Here is an 18,766-nt window from a genome sequence, read left to right on the forward strand (position 1 = left end):
GCTGCCTGCATAGCCCGGCTCCACAAACATGCTGTGATGCTTGCCTTGAATTTCTTCAAGGCTGTACCCCATTGCATTCAAAAAGTTGCCGTTGGCCGTAATGATCGTGCCATCCAGGTTGAATTCGATCACGGCCTGTGAAGTGTTAATGGATTCGATAACGGCTTCGAGATCGTGAAGCGTTTCCCTTGAGCAAAAACCAAAAACGTTTGATTTTTTCGGTTTTGCATTTCTTTCTTTCGCAGCGCTGCGTTGAATCGCGAGTGCCATGTCTTTCTCCTAAGGGATGACGGCTTGGGTGGGGCGCTTGTTAGACCGATGCTTTTAGAGGCAAGAATAAGTCAGACATGCAGAGTAGGAATTATTCCATAACAATCTATGAAGTGTGTGGTTACATGCATATTTTTGAATGTAGGTGATGCCTTTCGTTTTGCATTTTTTATTGCCCGGCTTGGGCCGCGCATACATTGGTAATTTATGTGTAGCGCATGGCGGCAATCTGCCTACGAAGAAAGCCGCATGCACGGCTGACCGTATGACGTTATTGCTCCGGGGCAGGGTTCTGCTTCCATCAAAACATTCGGAAAGAAATATATTGAGAAAAATTGAAATGGCGGAGACGGGGGGATTCGAACCCCCGATACGGGATTAACCCCGTATAACGGTTTAGCAAACCGCCGCCTTCAGCCTCTCGGCCACGTCTCCGCATAGTGCTCCAGCCCGGTGGGCTGAAGGCTAGTATATTTGCCGGCGTTCGCCGACGGGCAGCCTCTCGGCCACGTCTCCGCATAGTGCTCCAGCCCTCCGGTCGCGGGCCTTGAAAGGCCCGGAAAAGGCCGGGAGCAGACAAATAACAGGTATCCGCAGGGGAGGCAAACGGTCGCTAAACGCAAGCCGCATAAGGGCAAAACATGCCCGTGTGCCGTGTTTATGCGCCGCCGCCGGGTTCGCCCGGCTTAGCTTGCGCCATGTTTTTCAAAGTTCTGTTCGGCTTCCAGAATAGGCCGGGCGGTCGCGAAGGCGCTGCGCATCCCGGCGAGCAGGCGCGCAATATCCTCGCCCTGCCTGCCGTCAACCAGATCGCGTGCCGATGCTTCCGCGCGGCGCGCAAGCTCGCACAATTCCATCGCACCAAGCTGGTGGCTTGAACTTTTGACCGAATGCGCGGGCAAGATAACCGCTTCCGGGTCGTTTGCCGCCAGTGCTTCTTCGATACGGCCCAGATAATTTTCGGTATCTTCGAGATAATAAGTAATAACGGTGCTTAGCTTTGCACCAAGCATCGCGCGCGCCTCGGCCAGAGTATCGGCGTTAATTTCGCATCGCGTTGGCGGCGCTGGCGGTACATCCACCTTAATGCATGGCGTTTTATCGTATTGCAGAATGTTGGCAATATTCGCTGCCGCCGGCTTGTCTTCTTGCCGGTCGATTTTTTCGCGCAACCACTTCAGCAACGTCGCCTCAAGGTTCGCCTTGCGCACCGGCTTGCTCAGGTAATCGTCCATGCCCGCACTCAGGCATCTTTCGCGGTCGCCCTTTAGCGCGTTGGCGGTCAGGGCGATGATGGGAACAGGCGCGATTTTGCCCGTGGCCTTAAGCCCGACGATATGCCGCGCCGCTTCGAACCCATCCATCACCGGCATCTGGCAGTCCATGAAAATAAGGTCGAAAGGCTGGCTCTTCACGGCCTCGATTGCCTGTTCGCCGTTCTCGGCCGTTTGGACGGTGCAGCCGAAGCGCTCCAGCATTTCGGTTGTGATATCGAGGTTCACGCGGTTGTCTTCCACCAGTAGCAGGTGCATGCCTTCCAGCGCGCGCCCCTGCTGCAAAAGGCGTTCAGCCTCCAGCGCGGTGCTGGTTTCTGTTGTCATGATAGTTGCGGGGCGGCCGGATTTTTCCTGCGCCATGACATGCACGAGCGTATCGTAAAGTTGCTGCCGCGCGGTCGGTTTCATCAGATAGGCGGCCGCGCCCGCTTCAGAAAAACGTTTGAGCATGCCGTGCTCCTCGCTTGAGCTCAGCACCACGACCGGTATTTTTTTAAAGGCCGTGCTGGCCTTGATTTGTCGCGTCAGCGCAAGCCCGTCCGTGCCGGGCATGACATGGTCGGTGACAATAAGTTGTACCGAATGGCTGTTGCTCGCTTCGTAGTGCAGACGGGAAAGCGCTTCTTCCGCATTTTCCGCGATCATGCAATGCATGCCCGCTTCCGTCAGGGCTTCGGAATAAAGAATGCGGTTGGGGGCAAGGTCATCCACCAGCAAAACCTTGATGTCCTCCAGTGTTTCGCAGCATTTCAGTTTTTGTTCCGGTTCGCCCGCGTCCGGCAGCGGTATTGTTATAGCAAACACGGTGCCTTTACCCGGCGTGCTGCTGACCGTTATGTTGCCGCTCATTAGTTGCACAAGATTACGGCTGATGGCGAGCCCAAGCCCGGTTCCCTGCCGCGAACGCGTGCTGCCGCTTTCGACCTGCATAAATTTCTCGAACAGGCCGGCAATTTTGTCTTCGGGGATGCCGATGCCGGTATCCTCGATCCTGATGCGTATCCACGGACGTTTATCCGGAGCAGCGCCGGCGGGAAGCATTTCCACGTTCACGAGCACATAGCCGCTATCGGTGAATTTAACGGCATTGCCGACAAGGTTGAACAGGATCTGCCGCATGCGGCCGGGGTCCGCCATGATAAAGCGTGGCGTGCCGGGCACGTAGCGCACCAGCATTTCCAGCCTCTTTTCCCGCGCCTTGGTGGCGAGCAGGTCAAGCACATCTTCGATTGTGGCGTGCAAGTTGAATCGCACGGGATCGAGCCGCATTTGCCCGGCTTCGAGTTTGGAAAAATCAAGGATATCGTTGATCAGCATCAAAAGATGGTCGGCGGAGTGCTGCAGCGTCTTTACATAATGTTGTTGCCGCTGGTTCAGGTTTGATTCAATCAGCAATTCCGTCATGCCGATAATCCCGTTCATCGGCGTTCTGATCTCGTGGCTCATATTGGCAAGGAAATCGCCCTTGAGCTGATTGAGCTCGATCAATTGCTTTTGCGCCCACGCAATATAAGTAAGTGTGGGTTGCAAAACAATCATGGTCACGGTGACAAGCAGCAGCATGATCAGGATGCAAAGACCGATGACCATGCGGTATATAGTGGTACCACGAGCCTCACCCAAATCCTGGTAGCGTAAAACGGCTATATCGAGCGAATCCACCAGATGTTTGTTTGCTTTGTCGATGATGGCGCTGATATCTGGCTGGGTGATCGTAATCTGGTCGCGCGCAAGGTCCAGTACGCGACGGGCATGCTCAAGATATTTTCTTGTCTGCTGATCGAGCATGACGGGTTCTTCGAAATAAAGCTGCCGCAGGGCAGGCGTCAATGGGGTTGACGGCCCGTCGCCGAACCGGCCATGCAGCAACCGCATATGGGCACTCTCCATATTTTCGATGGTCTCATGCAGGTTTTGGAACGCCGGTTGCCGCGCCTCTTCCGGAAGCGCAGTTAACTGCAGCACCAGCATCGCGATGCGCTGCGAATACATGCGTTGCTTTCCGGCAATATTGACGATCGCATTGTCGTTGTGTTGCATGTCGATCAGGTTGACGGTTAGCATGGCGATGGTGGCGATAAGTGCCGCGAACAGCATCAACGCAAAGCGGTAACTGCGCTTTATGCGTTTACGGGTATTGTCGATAAGGTTTTGTGCGTCACTTTTCACGGCGTATTACCACTCAAGCGTTTCCGCGGGTGAAGCCTGAATGATGGCGGTAACCTGATTGCCGGCGGTGTTGTAGGCAAGACGGTCGAACGCGGTCAGCCGCGCGCGCGCGATCCCGCGGCCATGGCTGGCCGTGGCACGCGCGGGGTCGATCTGCCAATAACGCCGCCAGTCAAAGCCCGTTCCGCGGTCCGTGATCTGCACGAGCCACATATCCGGCTTGTGCTGGTAGATAACATCGACTTCCTTATCGGCATGTTCCGGCATTGCAAGGCGGCGCCTGATTTCCTTCTGCCAGTGGTTGTTGATCAGAAGCTGCTCTTTTTCTTCATAAGTGATACCAAGGTTTCCGTGTTCGACCGCGTTCGTGAGCAGTTCCAGCAACCCATTGGCGACCCGCGCCGGGTGCGGGAAGCAAGCCGCGAGGAAGCAAGCCGCGTCTTCGGCATCCTTCAGGCTTTTAACGGCCATTTGGCAGGAGCGCATGGACTTAAGCGCGGCATCGTGGCGGCCGATTTCGCCCAGCAATACGCGCCGCTGCTGGCGCTCGCGCAAAGCCGAGGTAATGATGCTTTTCAGCAATTTTTCGTCCGCCGGCTTGGCGAGATAATAGAAAACACCGGCATCGATACCTTGCTGGATTTGTTCCGGGCTGCCGGCGGACGTGTGCATGATAACGGGTATGGCGGTCATTTGCGGATCGCTGCGCAGCACTTCCATCACCTTGATGCCTGTCATTCCGGGCATTTCCCGGTCGAGAATGACGGCGTCGATTTCCATGACATCGTGCCGCAACGCCTTCAGGGCTTCTTCGCCCGTGCCGGCGCTTCTAACGCTGTAGCCGAATTTTTCCAGCATCCTTGAAAGGATGGCCATTGTGACGCGGTCGTCGTCAACGACCAGAATAATCGGTGCGCGTACCGGCAGCGAGGAAAGGGAAAGAACCGGCGCCGCAAGCGGCTCTATGGCGCTCATCGTCATGGCTACTGCTCCGTCATTGCGTTGTGCAGGGCGTTGTGGATCGGCCGCAGCAGGTAACCGAGAACGGTTTTCTCACCCGTCACAATCTCGGCATCCACCGTCATGCCGGGGATGATCGGGTGCAGGCCTGGAACCTCGCCCACATAGTTGCGCTGCAAAAGCACGCGGCCCTTGTAATAATCTTCCTGCCGCGCCTCGTCGGTGAAGGTCATGGCCGATATGTATTCGAGCTTGGCGGGTATGGCGCCGTAGCGAATGTAATCGTAGGAATTCACCTTCACCCGCGCTTCTTGTCCGATTGCGACGCGGCCAATCTGCTGAGGCAGGATGCGTATCTCGACCGTAAGCTTGTCGTCTGCCGGTACGATTTCCATCAGTGTCTGCCCCGCCGGGATCACGGCACCGATGGTGTTGACTTTAAGCCCTTTGACGTAGCCCATCACGGGCGCGCGCACCTCAAGCCGGTCCACGCGGTTCGCGCGCTTCTTCAACTCTTCCTGTGCTTGCAAAAGCCTTGTTTCCACCTCGTGCAGATCGGTGAAAGCCGTATCGCGCTGTTGGGCGGTCAGCGCATCAAGCCGTTGCCGGTATTCCGCAAGTTCGCGGTTTACAACCTCGATCTGCTGGGTGATGGCCGCCACGTCGCCCTTGCGGGTGTTGAAGGCTTCGAGCTTGTTAAGATAGTTGCTGCGGGTCGTCAGGCCGTCCTGCTGCAACTTGGCGTAGATATCCTTGCCTTCACGCGCGACCGTAAGGTTGGATTTCGCCGTAACCAGCATTTCGCCAAGCCGTGCCAGCGCGCGCTGCTTTTGCCCAACCTGTTCAACAAGGATGCCGAGGTCGCGATGGTTCGATTCGCTCATGGCCTCGAACATGCGATGTTGCTCTTCCTGTTGCCCCGGCGCCATGGCAATGGCGGAGAAATCGGGCGCGCGGTCGTCAAGCATGGCGCGCAACCGCTCCGCCTGCATGGCAAGCGCGGTGACAAGCGTGTTTTGCTCGTGCCGGTCTTCTTCGGTGCCCGCACCGTCGATCCGCATCAGTAACTGGTCCTTCTGCACAAAATCACCTTCATGCACCAGTATTTCGCGCACCAGACCGCCTTCCAGATGCTGCACGAGCCGGCTGTAGCCGCTGGGGATCACTTGTCCGTCCGTGCGCGCCAGCTCCTTGACCGGCGTCATTGCCGCCCAACCAAGAAAGCAAAGTGCCGCGCCCGCCAGTACGGCCACAGAAAGCCGAAGGACTTTCGGCAATTTGGTTTCTTCAAGCATCATCGGCTGGACCAGCCGGTCAAGATCGTCCGCGAAAAGGGTATGCAGCCACTTGCCGCCGGAAACTTGCGGCAAGCCACCATGTGCATTGCCGGAAAGGGCTGCATCGGTCGTGTCGGTCATGGCGTGGTTACCCCTTCTTGCGTTTGTTTTTCCATTTGCTCCGGTTTGCCGACTGCGGGCCGGCCACCGTTTTTCATCCAGATCACCTGGTCGGCGACTTGCAGCATGTCTTGCCGGTGCGTCACGAACAGCACGGTTTGTTTGCCGCGCGATTCATTGAGATAGCGGCGGAATCTTGCGCCGGTTGAGCTGTTCATAAGCTGACTGGGCAGCTCGTCGCACAGCACGATTGGACGTTCGCTCAGATACAGGCGCGCAAGGCACAGCCGGGCTGCAAGCCCGCTGGAAGGCACCAGCCCGCCCGTGCCGATCCGTGTGTTCACGCCCGCCGGCAGCTCGTCCACCATTTCCCAAGCGTCGGCCCATAAAAGCGCCTGCCGCAGGCGGAAATCCGGCATCAACGGATCGACCAGCCGCAAGTTCTCGGCAACGGTGCCGGGCAAAAGTTCGGGCACCTGCGGCAAATAAGCGATTTGGCGGCGCAAATTGCGCGGATCGAACTGGCGATGGTCGATGCCGTCAAGCAAGATGCTGCCCATCACGGCAGGATATAGCCCAAGCATAAGGCGCAGCATGGTGGATTTGCCGCTGCCGTTTCCGCCATAGATCGCGACAATCTGCCCCTTCGCAATTTCGGCGGAAAGACCAACGAAAACCGGGTCCTTTTTGCGTCCGTATCGCAAGCCAACATTCTGGAAGGTGATCGCGCCTTCCAGCGGCCGGTGCGCCAGAACGGTGTTGCGCGCATGTGCTTCGGGCGTCATTTTCATCAGGTGGCCAACCTGTTCCGCCGCCGCGCTGATCTGTTCCAGGTGCGGCAGCACAGAGCACATGGTCTGCATCAGAAAAATCACGCGCCATGTCAAGATCATGGTGGCAACCATGGCGCCCGCGCTCATATCGCCGTCCCACACGCGCGTCAGGCACCATGCGATGCTCGCGACACCGACAATAACGGTCATGAGCCCGGCAAGGTGCTGCACGACAGAAGCGATCATGCTAAAACGGTATTGCGCCTGCGTCGCATGCCAGTTGGCCGCCTTGTAGCGTTGCAGCATCCGCCCGCTAATCCCGGATGCGTGCAGAGCCTTCAGGTTTGTAATCGCTTCCATCAGCAATTGCTGGCCCTGCGCCGCGCCGCGTGCCGAATCGTGCCCGAGCTTGCGCCAATATGGCCGGAGCACCGCGAAGAGCCCGAGGTAAAAGACAAGCGCTCCGACAGATACAAGCGCCACCGGACCGGCCAGCAGCGCGATCACGAGGATCAAAAGAAGCACGAATGGAACTTCGAGCACGGCAAGGAATATCGGGCCCGTGATAAAATCGCGCACCGCTTCGAAGGCGCGGATGCGCGCGAGCTGGGCTGCGACCGAGGCTTGCTCGATCATCGCCGAGGGAAGATAAAGCAGGCGTTCAAACATCGCCGCCGGCACAAGCACGCCGCAGCGCGCGCCGATCCAGCCCGCGAGCCGTGTGCGCAACAGGCGCAGTATCATTTCGATCCCAATAGCGGCCAGCACGCCTAAGGCAAGCAGCGGCAACGTATCGATGGCTTGTGCGCCAATGACCCGGTCATAGACCGCCATGCTGAATAGCGGCATCGCCAGCGTGAAAAAATGCATGATGAAGCTCAGCGCCCCGACATGCAGCACGATAGGCCGGAAACGCCCGGCGAAATCCGCCAGCCAGTCAATTTGCTTGCGATCGAATACGCCTTCAACTGCGGCATCCGCCGCCATCTGGCGCTCGAACCTGTATAGCGTGCCCTTGCCCTCCGGCAGGTTGCCGCGATGCTGTTCGCGCCCGTCTTCCCAAATAAGCCCGTACGTGCCAAGTTCACGCAGAACCATGCCCGTGCACCAGCCTTCGCAATTGTCCGGCACGAACAGGCCCGGCGTATCTTCGGACCTGATATCGGAAGCAAGGCGGCGCTCCTGCCTGATCCGGTAGCCAAGCGCACCCATAACGGCAAGCAGATCGCCGGTTTTTACCGCCTGCGTGTTGGCGGGCAGGGCGTCTGTTAGCGTAAAAATATCACCCTGCCAGCCGTTGACCGAAAGCAACGGCGCAAGCAACAAGCCGATATTGGTGCCGCCATGCTGCCAGCGCAATACGTTGTTGTTCGCAAGCCCGGTGAGCCAGTCGGCCGAGGTCTGGGCGGTAGCGGCGGCGATGCTCATGCCGTTATCTCCTGCAGCCAGCGGCGGTCGGATGTCACGGCAGCGGTTTCGACAAGCGGCACCAGATGCCCGCGGCGCAGCTCAAAGCTGCGGTCGGCGAGGCTGCCGATATTCCGGTCTTCGGAAACCAGAACCATCGTTGCTTTGCCTTTTAACTTCGCCAGCAGGTTAAAAACACAAAGGTAGCTTTCACGGTCCAGACCCTGATCTGCATTGTCGAATAAAATAAGCCGCGGCTTGTACATAAGCGCGCGGGCGATAGCGATACGCTGCTTGAGGCCGGGCGGAATCTGGTCCGCAGTCAGGCCTTCCAGCATCGTGTCATAACCCGCGGGCAGAAGTGCGACCGATTGTTCGATCCCCAGCAATGCGGCGATTTCCTGCGTCTTGCCCTGCAACCTTGCATCGAACCCGGTTAGATTTTCCATGATACTGCCGCGCAGAACCAGCCCGCTGGTCGGCAGATAAGCGATATAACGCGTGCGATCCGCCGTGGGGATGGATGCCACGTCCATATCGCACAAAAGCACCTGTCCGCGGTCCGGGGCATAGACCCCGGCCATCAGTTCCAGCAGTGTGGTGCGCCCGCCGCCCGGCTCGCTGCGTATGGAAACGGTATCGCCGGGCGCGAGATCAAGGTTTAGTCCGTCGATCACCGGTTCGCCCGGCCGGTAGCTAAAGCGCACATTATTGATCTTCAGCGCACCGTGGTTTGCGCCCAGCGCTTCGGGCGCGAGGTGCCCGCGCGGCTGCACCGAAAGGATTTGCCGCAGCCTGGCGCGCGAAAGCGCAATATCCTGATGCCGGGTCCACATTGCCAGCCCGCGCTGCAGCGGCTGCATAATCTGTCCGGAAAGCAGCACACAAGCGATCAGCGTACCGACCGATATTGAACCGCCGATAACCATGGGCGTGCCCGTACAAACGACAGCGACAACCATGAATTGCACGGCACAGAAGCTGAGCGCGTCGGCCGAACCTTGTGTGCAGGCAATGCGATGGTTGACCGCGCCGCTGGCGCGCTGGGTTTCCTCAAACCGGCGCGCGGTTACCGCTTCAAGGCACAGTGCCTTGACCGTATGGACCGATTGTAGGGTATCGGTGATAAAATCGTAGCGCCTGTCATCTTGCTCTTCGCGCGCATCCATCATTGTGCGCAGCTTGTTGCTCTGGCGCCAGAACAACCAACCGGCACCGACAATCACGGCGCAAGGCACAAGCGCAAGCCAGCCCGTGAGATAAAAAGTCAGTCCAAGAAAAAGAATGGCAAAGGGCATATCGACCAATAAGGTCATTGCCATTTGCCCGCCGTAATAATCCCGCAACCGTGCGACGGCATTGACATGCTGGGCCAAAATGGTGGGCGTTGCATAGGCATAGGTGCGCGGTTCGGTATCCATAAGGTGCGCGAGCGCACCGGTAGAAACGAAATGTTCGAAACGCGCGCCATTCAGGTTGACCACCATGCTGCGGCACACGCGCAACACGAATTCAATCAGAGCGGCGGCGATAACCCCGCCCGATAGCACCAGAAGCGTATCAACTGCGTGGTTGAACAGAATGCGGTTATAAACCTGCATCGTCAAAAGCGGCAACGCCAGCGCCAGAAGATTGACGCCGAGCGAAGCCGCGAAAAGGAACCGCAGATGCGGCGGATGGAGAAGGCCACTGACCATGATGATCCATGTAAGGCGGGGTTTAACCGATGGGCTAATGTCCGAAAAGATGGGGGATGTTGATGATAGGCGGCGGCAGGGCTATAACCGTTTCAACCACCTGAACGGTATCGTTTGCTACATCGGTAACGACATCTGCGCTTGCAACGACGGTTGCTTCGACATCGCTGACGACATCCGAAAGCGCATCCATTTCCAGCATGGAATCGAGTGTGTCGGAAAGGTCGCCGGAAAGATCAAGTGTTTCGGCAAGGTCGGTTTCCTGCAGATCCGGCAAAAGATCGTCTGTGGTTACGGCCCCGTCCAGCAGGCTTACTTCCGTTTCCGAAGCACCGTCAATCATGGGCGCGGTGATATCGACAAGGTTGGTTTCGCCGAAATCGACATCAAGGCCGACAATAGTTTCGGTTGTTCCCGAATCGTCGGAGACGGTGAGAAGGTTGGTGTCTAGCCCGATAAGGGTTTCTTCGCTTTCGCCCGCGCCGCCGCTTTCCAGCAGGCCGGTATCGATGTCGATCAGTGTGCCGTTCTGTTCCGATGTCGTAAGATTAAGGCTATCTGCTGTCGCATCGATATCGATCAGGTTGCTGTCCTGCAACAGTGAGCCAGCATCCTCCGCCAGCGCCGGAATATCGAGCGTTGCGGCATCCGCTACAACATCCGTGACCGTTTCCAGCGCGGGCTGGATGGTATCGTCAACGATATCCGCTGCCGTTCCGATAACGTTTTCAACAACAGGTTCGGCTGTGGCCAGCACATCGCCGGCGGTTTCGGTAACTGTTTCCAGAACAGGCGCAACCACATCGTCCACAACATCCGCTGCCGTTTCAATGACGTCTTCGATAACAGGTTCGGCTGTGGCCAGCACATCGCCGGCGGTTTCGGTAACTGTTTCCAGAACAGGCGCAACCACATCGTCCACAACATCCGCTGCCGTTTCAATGACGTCTTCGATAACAGGGTTAGCTGTATCCAATATATCGCCGACGGTTTCTGTTACGGTGTCCAGCACCGGCGAAAGCGTGTCGGTGGCGATATCGGTGACGTTCTCAAGTATCGGCTCGGCAATATTTACGGTATCGCCGATGGTATCGCCGACTGTTTCAAGAATGGGCGTGATGAGCTCGTCCGCCTGCATAACAACATCGCCCAGTGCGGGTTCGATGGCGTCGCTGATATCGTCTATGACGATATCGAGCAACGATTCAACGGGTGTCAGCAAGGTATTTGTGGTGTTGACTATGTTCTCGATCAGGGTATCTGCCACTTCGACGATGGGCGTGATGGTTTCGTTTACAATGCTAATCGTGTCGCCCAGATAGGTGTTGAGTGCCGTGACAAGCTCGCTTGTCGTATCGGTAACAAGATTGGTGATGTTGGTGATGTCCGGCAATGTGTTGAGGATGGTATCGCCGAGGTCGGTAACGGTTTCCAGAATGTTGTGTGTGATGTTTTCGACCGTGTCGCCAAGATTGGTGACGGCTTCTGTGACATTATTGGTGGTATTGTTCGTGACGTTTTCAATCGTGTCGCCAAGATTTGTCGGACCGTTAACGACGCTATTGTTGACCGTATCGCCGCCGATTACGGTTGTGCCGCCTTCTGGCTGAGCGCTGGCCGCCGGGGTCACGGCGGCAGAATCTTGCGCGAAGCCAAATCCTTGCTGGGCGGCATCTCTGTCGGCATGGTTTGCGGGTGCTCCGCCTTCGCGGCTTTCAGTATCGTTTGTCGGCGTTTGCTGCAGGAAGGGTTGCTTATAGGCTGCGTTTGTGATCGCAGCGGGCGTAAAATTTTCGGCCAGGGCGGCGGTGCCGCCGGTTTCATAAATGTTTGTGGTGTCGTTATGCGTGTCCATCACGCCGCCGGTAACATGGAATCTTTCGGCGCCGGTCGATGTATTCAGAACGTCGCCGACAAGATTATGTTCCATGCGCGAATCGTAATCGAGCACGATGCCGGTGTTCAGATTGCCGGTGGCGGCGATATTCTCGGTTTCCATGCCCTGCTGGTCGGCTGCATACAATTCGGCTTCCAGCGGTTGCGTCGTCGTTGCGTCGGTTGCGTTTACTAGGTTGATTTGTTCGGCCATTTCTATTCACTCCGTCTGAATTTTATGAAGTATGAAGTGCAAACCTCTAAACAACTTTTAAGTTTCAGGATCATTTAGCTAGAATTCTTCGTATAGCATCGTATGCACTGCGCGCGTCGTGCGCCGGTTCTGAAGGCGTTTTGCATTTTGCAAAAAAAACCAAAATGATTTGTCATGCAGTTTTTTCATGCTTGGTCTTGTTTTGCAGCCATGCATCGATTTTCTCGCGTATGTCCGGCTCCCATTTCGGTTTCCAGATGCTTTTGGGAATAAAATCGACCATGCCGGCATCCAGGCATGCGGCTCTTCGTGCATCGTCGGGCTCAACGGAGATCGCAATGATCGGCGTTTCGGCAATCTCGCGGTGGCGCTTCATGTCGCGCAGCCGTCTTGCCGTTTCAATGCCGTCAATGCCCGGCATTTCGATATCCATCAGAATCAGATCGAAGTCGTATTGTTTCGCAAGCTCAAGCGCATCGCTTCCGTCATAGGCAATGGTTACGGAATGACCGATGTTATCGAGTATTTGCGCGATAAATTCGCGGTGGAGGCGGTCGTCTTCAACGACCAAAATCTGCGCCCTGCCGCCAGCTGGCTCGTTCATATCTGCACCTGAAATTGGGGTCGAGCGAGTTTACGGCAACCTTGCTTTCACAAATGCTTACGGCGTGCATACGGGTATGTTTTATGCATGCGAAACATGCATAACCGTGTAGTCGAATATAGAAGCGAACCCGGTGCGGGCGGGGCTAGGCGGCTTTCAGCAAACCATCTTTCCTGAACATGCCCTTGATGCCACGAATGGCTTGCCGGCTGCGTTCTTCGTTTTCGATCAGGGCGAAGCGCACATGCGTATCGCCAAATTCACCGAATCCGATGCCGGGCGAAACCGAAACCTTGGCATCCAGCAAAAGTTTCTTGGTGAATTCGAGCGAACCGAGATTGGCATAGGGTTCAGGGATCTTCGCCCATATATACATGCTGGCCTTCGGCTTATCGACCATCCAGCCGGATTCGTGCAAGCCCTTCACAAGCACGTCGCGCCGCGCCTGATAGGTGGCGCAGATATCCGAAACGCAATCCTGCGGCCCTTCCAGCGCGGCAATGGCGGCAACCTGTATGGGCGTAAAGGTGCCGTAATCGTAGTAACCTTTGATGCGCGCAAGCGCGCCAACAAGCGTTTTGTTGCCAACCATGAAGCCGATGCGCCAGCCTGCCATGTTGTAGCTTTTGCTCAGGGTAAAAAATTCCACCGCTACGTCGCGCGCTCCCGGCACCTGCATGATGGAAGGACATTTCCATCCATCGAAGCAGATATCGGCGTAAGCGAGATCCTGCACGACATAAATGCTGTGTTCGCGTGCCAGCGCGACAATGCGTTCGAAAAAATCCAGCTCGACACATTGCGCGGTCGGGTTGGCGGGAAAGTTGATGATCAGCATCTTCGGTTTGGGCACGGCGGTGCGGATCGAACGTTCCAGTTCGGCAAAGAAATCGACATCCGGCGTCAGCTGTACGTTCACAACATTGGCGCCCGCGATCACGGGGCCATAAATATGGATAGGGTAGCTGGGGTTGGGCACAAGGATGCTGTCGCCCCGGTCCATTGTCGCCAGCGCAAGATGCGCGATCCCTTCCTTGGAGCCGATGGTGACGATCGCCTCGCTCTCCGGATCGAACTCGACCCCGTAGCGATTCTTGTACCAGTGACAAATGGCGCGCCGCAGCCGCGGGATGCCGCGCGAAACCGAATAGCCGTGCGTATCGCCGCGCTGCGCGGTTTCCACCAGCTTGGCCACGATATGCGGCGGCGTGGGCCCGTCCGGGTTGCCCATGCCGAAATCGATGATGTCCTCGCCGCGGCGGCGGGCTGCCATCTTCAATTCGCCGGTGATGCCAAATACATAAGGGGGTAGCCGCGCGATACGCGCGAACTCTTCGGGGAGCGCCATCTTCGTCTCTCATACGTAAGCGCCTGGAACCGTCCAAGCGACGTGCCCCGCAAGCGGGCGGGGCAAGGGAAGTGTGGATCAGTTTCCGGCGGCTTGCAAGGGGGAGGGAGTACGTGCCCGAAAGTTTCAGGCCTGTGGCCGGTTATCGAGCACGTTTTCAATGGCTTTATAGATGGCGGTGCCGTTTTCCTGCCCCTTTACAAGGTAGCGAACCGCTCCGTTCAACATGGCTTGCTCCCGCACACGGTCATTATCGGTGCCGCTGTAAACGATGATCGGCACTTCCGGTTTTTCCCCGTGCAGAACGGCGACGGAAACCACGCCATCAAAATCAAGCAAGTTGAGATCAAGCATGATGATGTCGAATCTTTCCTGCTCCATAAGACGGAAAGCATCGACAAGCCGGGCCACATCGGTAAACGCAAAATCATAGTCTGACGCAACTTCGCCCAAAAGATGCTTGACCATCAGCACATCGCCTGCGCTGTCCTCGATCAACAGAATACGAACTTCCTGCTTCTGTTCCGTAACATCGGGGGTTTGCGTCACGGGCCTGGGGCGACGGCCGAACATGGCGCCAATGCTATCGAGAGGATTCTTTGATGAAGACATAGTTGCATCTTTTCGTTGTTATGACGAAACGAGCCTATCGTTAACTTGATTTAAGAAGCGTTACCATACCACATCGCGTTGGATGCTTTATAGGTCATTTTGCCAAGCCAATAGGCTTTTGTTTCAAATGGTTATGGAGGCAACGTTTTTACCGTTACTGCGCTTTCCCATCTTACGGCCTTGGAGGGATCGTGAAGTGGAAGCTGGAGCCTGTGCTGCCGTCAGATTCCGCCCAGATGCGACCGCCATAGCGCTCCACAATCTTGCGCGCAAGCGCGAGGCCCACCCCAACGCCCGGGTATTCGTCTTCCCGGTACAGGCGTTTAAAAATTTTGAATATTTCTTCCTTGTGGCGAACGCCGATGCCCTGGCCATTATCCTGCATCACGAAATGCCATCCTTCCGGGCTTTCACTTGCGGCCAGCGTAATATGCGGTTCCTGTCCGGGCCGCGTGAATTTCACGGCGTTATCCAGAAGGCACAGAAACAGGCGCGCCAGATGCTCGGCGGCCATCGGCAATGCGGGCAACGCGCCGATTTCAATGCGCGCATGCGCAGCCCTGACTTTATCACCCAACGTTTCCGTGCATGCCTTGAACACCTGTGCCGTGTCTGTCGTGGTGCCGGGTTTGCCGAGAGAGGCGGAGCAAAGGCGTGAATACAGTAACAGGCCATCGAGCATATCCTGCATGCGGGTGCCGTTGTCGATTACGATCGCCAGCGATTGCCTGCTGTCGTCATCCAGCGATGTGCCGATCCTCAATCCAATTCGCTTGGCGAAAAAATTGATACCGCGTAGCGGCGCGCGCAAATCGTGCGATATGTGATAGACAAAATCCTGGAAAGCCTGGGCCACATCATTGTCGGGCGGCGCGTTTTCCCCGGACGTCGTCGCGCTTGTGCCTTTGCGCCCGGCCGGGGTGGTTTTGTGTCCGTCATTCTTGATGATGTTGGCGGCGGCGGCCAGTTTGCCGGCTTCGACAGGTTTCACAATCGTGCTGTATCCCTGCAGCCGCTTATCGCTGTTGAGCAGGCTATGCTCGATCTCGGTGCCGATTAAAAGAAAGACGGGTATGTTCTGGAGCCGTGCATCTTTTTGCATGGTGGCAAGCACTTCACGGCCGTCCATGCGCGGCATGTTAAGATCAAGCAGAACGGCATCCGGGCAGGGTTGCTGCGTATCCTTGTTGATGTGCTTGTAGAGAAAATCAAGGCCTTCCTGTCCGTCGCGCGCGACATGCAATTCGCCGCCAAGGCCGCTTTCGGCGAACGCTTCGCGCGTCAGCTCAATATCGCCGGGGTTATCTTCGAACAATAGGAAATGGAGCGGCGCTTCGGCCATCTGTTTTATCCCTGTTCACCTTATTCAGATTTGGCAGCACATTGTCTTGTCCGGAAGCTGTGCCATTTGGCACCAGAAATTTGCCACCATTTTCATTTTGTCGGTGAACAGATCCAGATCGGACGGTTTCGTTATATAGCAATTTGCGGAAAGGCAGTAGCATTTTTCGATGTCGCGCGGCGCTTCCGAGCTTGTGAATACAATGATAGGCATCAATCTAAGCGCGGGATCCCCCTTCATGGCCTGCAATATCTCGAGGCCGCTTCTTTTAGGCAAGTTTAGATCCAGCAACACAAAGTCCGGCCGCGGCGCATCGCTGTGCATGTTGCGCTGGTAAAGGTAATCGATCCCCTCTTCGCCGTCACGCGCCACATGCATGTGCGCGTGGGGTATCTGCTCGCCAAGAACTTCCGTGACCAGCTCGGCATCGGCCGGGTTGTCTTCGATGACGAGGATATTGATTTGCGCCGTTTCCATGATGCCTCCGCATACCTTTAGGGTTGTGGTGCAGTGCTCTCGTTGATGTCCGCCGCGGGCAGGGTGAACGTAAAAGTTGTGCCCGTGCCTTGCTGCGATTGAACCTGGATTGTACAGCCTTGGTATTGTTGTATGATTTTTTTGCATATGGCAAGTCCTATGCCGGTGCCGCCATATTCATGGCGGCTATGAAGCCGCTGGAAAATGTCGAAAATCTTCGCATGATAAGCAGGTGCGATACCGATGCCGTTGTCGGCAACGCTAAAAGAATACATTTCGCCTTTCTGTTTTGCTTCAACATGTACGCGCGGCGGGATTTCACCGTGAAATTTAAGGCCGTTGCCGATCAGGTTTTGCAGCAACTGCCGTACATGCGTCGGGTTCGCGCGCACGAGCGGCATATGGCCGTGTGTCACCGCGCCGTTGCAGTCGGCGATACGCTGGCTAAGATCAAGCGTGACGGTATCGAATATTTCCTGCGTGTTGACGGTCTTGTTTCTTTCCTGTTCCCCGCCGATACGCGCGTATGTAAGGACATCGTTGACAAGTTGTCGCGATCGTTCGGCGCCGTCCTTGATATAATCGAAATAGTGACGCGCCTTTTCGTCCATCTTGTCGGCCAGATGTTCGCTCAGCTTCTGCGAGAAGCTGGTGATCATGCGCAGCGGCTCCTGCAAATCATGGGAACAGATATAGGCAAAGCGTTCCAGTTCCGTGTTTGATGCCGTCAATTGGTGGATCAGCCGTTCTTTTTCCGCTTCGGCATATTTGCGGTCCGTGATGTCGCGGATGATGCCTGAAAAATACTGCCCGCCCTTGAGCCGGAAGCTGCTGATAGAAAGATCGATCGGGAAAACCGTGCCATTCTTGCGCCTGGCGGCGACCTCGCGTCCCGCGCTGCCGATGATCTTGGCGTCGCCCGTGGTAAGATAGTTTCGTAAATATCCGTCATGTTCGCCGTGGTAAGGTTCGGGCATCAGCATCTTGATGTTCTGCCCGATGACTTCGCCCGCGCTATAACCAAAGATGCGTTCGCACGCCGCATTGAAGCTTTCAACGGTCCCGCGTTCATTGATGGTGATAAGCCCGTCAATGGTGTGGTCAACAATCGCACGCAGCTTGCTTTCACTGTCGTAAAGCTGGGTTTCCATGTGTCGCCGCATATAGACAAGCATGGCGACAAACCAAAGCGCGCCAATGGTGATGACGCGGTTCAGAAGAACCGTCCATTCCGGGGATTCGCCCGATGGCTTGATCAGGAAACCGACAATCGAAAGTGCCGATGCGATGGCGGCGAAAAAGAAAGTGCTGCGGGGCTGGAAGAACCACAGGCTGCAGAAGATCAACGGAATATAAGCGATGCCGGACGCCACGCCGCGCGGCGTGGCGACATCGCACATCAAAATCAAAAAGCATAGGCCGCCGGGGATCCAGAGCGGCATGGCCGAGATGCGGGTCGATTGCCGTAGCCAAACAAGAGACAGCAAGCCCGTGCCAAGCAGGATATCCGACAGCGCAGTGTGCGGCGACATCCGTGTCGTGCTGCCCCAGCTATACGCTACCGTTATATCGTGCAAATAACCTGCAACACTTTCCGCGCCAAGTGCGAAAACCAGAAAAGCCAGTGTTTCGGCGATAACGGCGGTGCGGCTGTTGGATGCATCCCCAAGCGCTATAACCAGCAACGCGCTGCCCATGCATATAAATGCGATGCATGTGTTGGGCGCCATGCGCCCGGACGGTGTGTAGGGGTGATAATCGGGCGCTACAAAAAACAGCTGATCGGTGCCGACATCAAGCCCGGGTATGATGTATTGCAGAAAGGTCAGCAGACTGAACAGAATCACAAAAACCGAAGCAGGAATCGCAAACAAGTTGATCCGCTTTATCGTCGCCAGAAGACCGATGCCGCTTGCGGCGAACATCAGCGCCGTGTTGAATTGCATATCGAACAGCCAGACATTGTCGAGTACAAGGTCTTTGTTGTAAACGCACAGCAGGAAAAACATGCCGCAAGCTATGGCAATCACAAACCACGCGGTAAAATAGGGTATGGCACGCAACAGCTGCGTTCCCAGGCTTTCTGCGGTTGTGTTAGGTTCGGTCAACGGGTTTACATCCGGCATAAGCCACTCCCGCCTTCAATAAATCACAGTTTGCAGCTTCAGGGTAGGATGACGTGCGGAAAGTTCTGTGTCTTTCATGCAAATGTATGTTTTTGCTTAGTATGTTGCCTCATATACTGTTATGTATGCGGTACGGAGGCGTCTATGAAACCTACTTCCTGTTTTGTTGTCATTTTATGCACCATTTTGTCCACCCTATGCCGTCCGGCTGATGCCCA

13 protein-coding genes and 1 tRNA gene are annotated in these 18,766 nt (G+C 56.2%); all 14 read right to left on the minus strand.

The window, feature by feature from the left end:
- On the minus strand, positions 1 to 270 hold a 270-nt coding region (locus GC131_09655), incomplete at its 3' end, for a PAS domain S-box protein (protein MBI1274327.1).
- Between the two features lie 341 nt (positions 271 to 611).
- Positions 612 to 705 (minus strand) — tRNA-Ser (locus tag GC131_09660).
- 251 nt (positions 706 to 956) lie between these two features.
- The gene (locus GC131_09665) at positions 957 to 3,716 is read right to left on the minus strand and encodes a response regulator (GenBank protein ID MBI1274328.1); all 2,760 of its coding nucleotides are present in this window, start codon (positions 3,714 to 3,716) and stop codon (positions 957 to 959) included.
- 6 nt (positions 3,717 to 3,722) lie between these two features.
- Positions 3,723 to 4,697 (minus strand): response regulator, encoded by a 975-nt coding sequence (locus tag GC131_09670; protein ID MBI1274329.1) that lies wholly within the window; start codon positions 4,695 to 4,697, stop codon positions 3,723 to 3,725.
- 2 nt (positions 4,698 to 4,699) lie between these two features.
- Positions 4,700 to 6,094, minus strand: coding sequence for an HlyD family type I secretion periplasmic adaptor subunit (locus GC131_09675; protein MBI1274330.1), 1,395 nt, complete (start codon positions 6,092 to 6,094; stop codon positions 4,700 to 4,702).
- A complete protein-coding gene (locus GC131_09680) occupies positions 6,091 to 8,274 on the minus strand; it encodes an ATP-binding cassette domain-containing protein (protein MBI1274331.1) in 2,184 nt (727 codons plus the stop codon). The genes GC131_09675 and GC131_09680 overlap by 4 nt, the downstream gene beginning before the upstream one ends.
- On the minus strand, positions 8,271 to 9,950 hold the full coding sequence (locus GC131_09685; protein ID MBI1274332.1) for an ATP-binding cassette domain-containing protein: 1,680 nt from the start codon (positions 9,948 to 9,950) through the stop codon (positions 8,271 to 8,273). Before GC131_09685 ends, GC131_09680 begins: the two co-directional genes overlap by 4 nt.
- A 34-nt stretch (positions 9,951 to 9,984) precedes the next feature.
- Positions 9,985 to 12,039 (minus strand): hypothetical protein, encoded by a 2,055-nt coding sequence (locus GC131_09690; protein MBI1274333.1) that lies wholly within the window; start codon positions 12,037 to 12,039, stop codon positions 9,985 to 9,987.
- Positions 12,040 to 12,211: 172 nt separating this feature from the next.
- Positions 12,212 to 12,643, minus strand: coding sequence for a response regulator (locus tag GC131_09695; GenBank protein MBI1274334.1), 432 nt, complete (start codon positions 12,641 to 12,643; stop codon positions 12,212 to 12,214).
- 145 nt (positions 12,644 to 12,788) lie between these two features.
- On the minus strand, positions 12,789 to 13,991 hold the full coding sequence (locus GC131_09700; protein ID MBI1274335.1) for an alanine transaminase: 1,203 nt from the start codon (positions 13,989 to 13,991) through the stop codon (positions 12,789 to 12,791).
- A gap of 126 nt (positions 13,992 to 14,117) precedes the next feature.
- On the minus strand, positions 14,118 to 14,603 hold the full coding sequence (locus GC131_09705) for a response regulator (protein ID MBI1274336.1): 486 nt from the start codon (positions 14,601 to 14,603) through the stop codon (positions 14,118 to 14,120).
- Positions 14,604 to 14,775: 172 nt separating this feature from the next.
- Complete coding sequence (locus tag GC131_09710) at positions 14,776 to 15,945, minus strand: response regulator (GenBank protein MBI1274337.1); 1,170 nt, start codon at positions 15,943 to 15,945, stop codon at positions 14,776 to 14,778.
- 24 nt (positions 15,946 to 15,969) lie between these two features.
- Positions 15,970 to 16,569: a response regulator gene (locus GC131_09715; protein ID MBI1274338.1), complete on the minus strand. Its 600-nt coding sequence runs from the start codon at positions 16,567 to 16,569 to the stop codon at positions 15,970 to 15,972.
- The gene (locus GC131_09720; GenBank protein MBI1274339.1) at positions 16,440 to 18,548 is read right to left on the minus strand and encodes a PAS domain S-box protein; all 2,109 of its coding nucleotides are present in this window, start codon (positions 18,546 to 18,548) and stop codon (positions 16,440 to 16,442) included. The genes GC131_09715 and GC131_09720 overlap by 130 nt, the downstream gene beginning before the upstream one ends.
- Positions 18,549 to 18,766 lie beyond the last annotated feature (218 nt).

The organism is Alphaproteobacteria bacterium, from assembly GCA_016124955.1.
GTDB lineage: Bacteria > Pseudomonadota > Alphaproteobacteria > UBA9219 > RFNS01 > RI-461.